At 71.1% G+C, this 4,036-nt stretch carries 4 protein-coding genes; 1 reads left to right on the top strand and 3 read right to left on the bottom strand.

Features of this window, described 5'->3' with window-relative positions:
- The 3 genes from Q7W29_09250 to Q7W29_09240 form a co-directional block, all read right to left on the bottom strand.
- Positions 1–422, bottom strand: a 422-nt coding sequence (locus tag Q7W29_09250) for a PQQ-binding-like beta-propeller repeat protein (protein MDO9172004.1), incomplete at its 3' end; no start/stop codon positions are given.
- Positions 423–619: 197 nt separating this feature from the next.
- Entirely contained in the window at positions 620–763 is a 144-nt protein-coding gene (locus tag Q7W29_09245; GenBank protein MDO9172003.1) for a hypothetical protein, read from the bottom strand.
- A gap of 18 nt (positions 764–781) precedes the next feature.
- Positions 782–2,791 (bottom strand): FlgD immunoglobulin-like domain containing protein, encoded by a 2,010-nt coding sequence (locus Q7W29_09240; GenBank protein ID MDO9172002.1) that lies wholly within the window; start codon positions 2,789–2,791, stop codon positions 782–784.
- A gap of 223 nt (positions 2,792–3,014) precedes the next feature.
- Here Q7W29_09240 and Q7W29_09235 point away from each other — a divergent pair.
- Positions 3,015–4,036: hypothetical protein (locus Q7W29_09235; protein ID MDO9172001.1), on the top strand; the 1,022-nt coding region annotated here is incomplete at its 3' end.

Here is a 4,036-nt window from a genome sequence, read left to right as displayed (position 1 = left end):
GCGCGGCCGCCGTCCAGGACCAGGTTCTCGCAGTAGCCGGGCAGGTCGAGCGAGCCGGCGAGCGCCGGCGCGAGGGGGTCGCCCACGTCGACGATCTGCAGCCCCTCGTCGCCGCCGGCGACGTAGGCGAAGCCGTCGCGCGCGACGACCGCGATCGCGGCGCCGCCGGTCGAGAGGCTGCCGACGACCGCCGGCGCCAGCGGATCGGCGAGGTCGACCGCGTAGAGGCTGCCGTCGCCGCCCGCGACCCAGGCCGTCGCGCCGTCGAGCGCGAGGTCGCGGGCGCCGTACCCCAGCGGCAGCGACGCCGTCCACTGCAGGTGCTTGGTGTCGTCAGGGCATTCCCAGTCGATGGCCAGGACGTTGCCTGCGGCCGGGAGCAGGACGGCGAGTGTGACGGCGAAGATCGTGAGGCGCGGCATGGCGGTACCTTCCCTCCGTGGAAGACCATGGGATCGGGCGATGGTCGCTGGATCCTCCCCGATGGCGGGGGCGGGTTCGTGCATGGCGTCGATGATACATGATCGTCGCGGCAAGGAAAGAGAATCGCGATGCCGGCGTACGGCGCTGGCATCGCGATCCCACCTACCTGGCATCAGCCCGGTCAGCCCGTCAGCCGTTACTTCTCCGTCAGCGCGAACCGCGCCGCCAGCAGCAGCAGCAGCGCGACGGCGGCGACCCACGGCAGCCAGCCGGTGCGTCGCCGCGCGTGCTTGCGGCGGAACCGCAGGGGGCGCGGCTCGCCGTGCCCGTCGTCGCTCATGGCCGCTCCGATCGGCGCCTACCGCGCCAGGACCGCCTTGGAGATGTTCACGAACCCGGATGCCGACGCGCGCACGAGGTAGACGCCGCTGGCGGCGGCGTGGCCGCCCTCGTCGCGGCCGTCCCAGGCCAGCGCGTGGGGGCCGGCGGCCAGGGCGCCATCGTGCAGGCTGCGCACGAGGCGGCCCTGCAGGTCGTAGACCGCGACGCGGGCGGGTCCGTCGGCGGGCAGCGTGAAGGCGATGCTCGTCTGCGGGTTGAACGGGTTGGGCCGCACGCGCAGGTCGAGGCCGGGGTTGAACGGCAGGTCGCCGACCGCGGTGGCGTCGGTGGTCAGCAGCCAGACGCTGGCGTTCAGGAAGAACTCGCGGTTGTCCGAGCCGACCTCGGTCCAGTTGTTCTCGTGGGACTCGCTGTCGGTGCCGTCGGCGGTGCACGAGGAGTCGCCGAAGCCCACGATCTTGCCCTGGCCGTAGCGCGACCAGGCGGCGTTGTGGGGCAGGCCCTCGTTCTTGCTGATCAGCGCGCCCACGTCCGAGAGGTCGGCGTTGGCCGTCGGCCACAGGGTCATCACGTTGCCCACGTGGTAGATGACGGCCGCCACGTCGCCGTAGGGGCCGTGGATCACGGGGTTGGCGGGGTCGGGGTTCACGTTGGTGAAGGTGCCGGTGATCGAGTTGTTGCCCTCGTCCTTGACGTGGAAGTGCAGGCCGAACAGGGCGCCGCAGAAGGTCTCGGTGTCGCCGGTCGGGGGCACCGTGATGTGCGGCACGGTGTAGCCGCCGAAGATGCTCGGGCTGTCCCAGCCGTCGCCGTCGCGGTCGCTGCCGTTGTGGTCGGCGATCACGAAGAGCGAGCCGCCGGCGAAGACGAACTGGCGCACGGCCTCGATCTCGGCCGCGGTGAACGGGGCCTGCGGCTCGGGGATCACCAGCAGGTCGACGTCGGCGAGCTGGGCCGCGGTGATCGCCGAGGTGTTGCTGCGGATGGTGTTGCCGGCGAGGTAGAGCTCGTAGCCCCAGCTCGACAGCTGGCCGCTCCAGGAGCTTTCGCTCGTCGGGACGGCCGGCAGGGGGTTGGGATGGTTGTCGTCGACGCGCCAGTTGCCCGAGGTGCCGGCGTCCTGCTGGTGCATGTGGTCGAAGAGGACGACCTTGCCGCCGACCACGACGCCCTCGATCGCGACGGAGAAGTAGCCCGTCGGGGCGTTGGCCGGGTTCAGGGACTCGCCGCCCTCGTCGTCCCGCGCCCAGACGTAGTACTGCAGGACCGTGTTGCCGACCTGGTTCGCGAAGGTCGCGGCGTACAGGCCGCCGCCCTGGGCGGTCATGACCGTGGGCAGGAAGGAGCCGGCGCCCGTGCGCGACCAGCACCAGACCACGTCGACGGTGCCGTCGGTGTCGGAGACCGTCGCGGTGATCGTGACGTCGTCGCCGTCGATCGGGGCGACGGGGGCGTGCTGGACCGACGTGATGGCGGGGGGCTGGTTCGAGGTGCCGGTCGTGCCGTCGTAGTACAGCTCGATGTACTCGTAGACGTAGCTGGCGGGGTTGTTCGCCTCGCTGATCACCAGGCCCGACATCACGGCGTCGGGGGCCTCCACGCCGGAGCCGGGGGTCGGGACGGTGTCGATGACGGTCCAGGGCGAGGCCTCGGGATCCAGGCGATGGTAGGCGCTCACCGCACCGGTCAGCGCGGGGGTGGGCCCGTCCTCGACGCCGTTCGCCGCGTTGCGCAGGGTGTAGGTCTCGTCCCCGTTGATGAAGGGGAAGGTGGCGGCGGAGTTCAGGAACACGACGTTGCTGCCGAGGGTGACCCCGTAGTAGGTCGAGAACGCGGCCGCGGTCGCTTCGCGCGCCACGATGAGGTAGCCGCCCGCCGGCACCACGGTGCCGGCCGGGATCGTGTAGGTCTGGGCGGAGTTCGCCTGTTCGAGCTTCCAGCCGCCGACGTCCAGGCTCTGGGCCAGGCAGGGCGCGGCGAGCAGCAACAGGGCGGCGAACGCGATCAGGGGGCGGCAGCGGGTCATCGGGCACGTCCTTCTGGTGCGGATCCGGGCGGGCGGATGCCGGGTCTGGCAGTTGGGGCGGCGGGCGAATCCGCCCCAAAGTTGATCAATGATAACACATTGAGAACCAGAACGCAAAACCGGAGCGCCGCCGGGCTGACGCGCAGCCGGACCCTGATCCTGGCCAAGTGATCGGGATGGTGCTAGGGTCGCGCCGGATCGCCTGCTCACGGAGGAGAGGTCGATGAAGACGTTGATCCTGATGTGCGCCGCGCTGCTCGCCGCGGCGCCGGTCGCGGCCGCCCCGTCCCGGACGGCCCCCGTCAAGAAGCAGCACGTTCCCGCCGCGCCGCGGGTCGCCGGCCCGCGCATCGGCGGCGACACCATCGAGACCGCCGTGGGCATCTTCACGCTGCCCTACGCCGACACGGGCTCCACCCTCGAGGCGCTCGACGACTACGACGAGATCTGCCCCTGGGACGGGAGCACGTCGCCGGACGTGGTCTACGCCATCAAGCAGTCGACCGACACCTACGTGACGATCGACCTCTGCGGCTCGGGCTACGACACGCGCGTCTTCGTCTACGACTACCTGCGGATCCTGGTGGGCTGCAACGACGACCGCGCCTCGTCGGAGCCGCCGTGCAACCCGCTGGACTCGCGGATCGACGCCCTGCTGCTCGAGGCCGGCGTCCCCTACTACATCATCATCGACGGCTACGGCGGCGACAGCGGCGACTACGCCCTGTCGGTCAACGTCGCCGACGTCCCGGTCCTGGACTGCCCCGACGGCGCCCAGGTCGAGGGCGAGCCGCCGATGGTGTACGGGATCACCGACGAGTACAACTGCGGCTGCTTCTGCGCGAACCCGCCGCCCCGCTTCCAGAAGCTCGCCATCGACCCCGCCGGCACGACCTTCGCCTGCTTCCGCTCCGGCTGGAACGGCATCCCCGGCGGCAGCGCGCGCGACTTCGACTGGATCGCGACCACCGTCGGCGCCGGCGGGCATCTCCACTGCGAACTCGCCGTCGAGTGGCCGTCGGAGCTCACCGTCATGCCGCCCACCTGCGAGTTCGCCGGACACTACGGTTCCGTCGGGGCCGCGCCCGGCGAGGTCGCCGTGCTGGACATCCAGCTCGCCCCCGGCACGCCGGTCTGGATCTTCCTGACCCCCTCGCCCTTCGTGGATCCCGGCCTCGTCCTGCCGATGGAATACGACCTCCACCTGACCATCGACGGGCAGGCGACGACCACGGCCAACGAGGC

Source organism: bacterium, assembly GCA_030654305.1.
GTDB lineage: Bacteria > Krumholzibacteriota > Krumholzibacteriia > LZORAL124-64-63 > LZORAL124-64-63 > PNOJ01.
Note: the sequence above shows the minus strand (reverse complement) of the source record. Positions and strands in the feature narration are given on the sequence as shown.